The organism is Haloarcula amylovorans (assembly GCF_004681185.1).
In the GTDB taxonomy this organism is placed as follows: Archaea; Halobacteriota; Halobacteria; order Halobacteriales; family Haloarculaceae; genus Haloarcula; species Haloarcula amylovorans.
This window is the reverse complement of record NZ_SRIF01000003.1, coordinates 329,006-329,513: the sequence shown is the minus strand read 5'-3', so window position 1 is coordinate 329,513 and position 508 is coordinate 329,006. Positions and strand designations below refer to the sequence as shown.

Sequence of the window (508 nt, the reverse complement as noted above, 5' to 3'; positions counted from 1 at the left end):
CCTCAGACAGGGCGTCGGCTGGCAAGACGGCCTCGTAGGCAACGCAACCGTCCCGACAGACCTAGACTCCCAGGCCGGGTATACACTCATCTCTGAAGAACCAATCATCGTCGACGACCTCCGCACTGAAGACCGGTTCAGTGGCCCCGATTTGCTTGTCGAGCACGACGTGGTCAGCGGCATCAGCGTAATCATCGGCACCGTCGATGAACCGTGGGGCATCCTCGGAACACACACGACTGAGCGCCGGGAGTTCACCGAACACGACGTAACCTTCGTCCAGAGCGTGTCGAATCTCCTTGCCGCGGCCATCGAACGCCATGAATACCAAGACGAACTCGAAGCGACGGTTGCGAAACTCCAACAGTCCCATACGCGGCTTGAGAGTTTTGCCAGCATGCTCGCACACGAACTTCGGAATCCAGTGACGATTGGCCAGATTTACAGCAGGCAATTGCCGTCAGAGGCAGCCCCAGAGGCAGTTGCGTACGTCACGGAAGCCTTCGAT

1 protein-coding gene is annotated in these 508 nt (G+C 58.5%); it reads left to right on the top strand.

What is annotated here, in order from left to right:
- A partial coding sequence (locus E4S61_RS15935) for a GAF domain-containing protein (RefSeq protein WP_135304957.1) occupies positions 1-508 on the top strand: 508 nt, incomplete at both ends.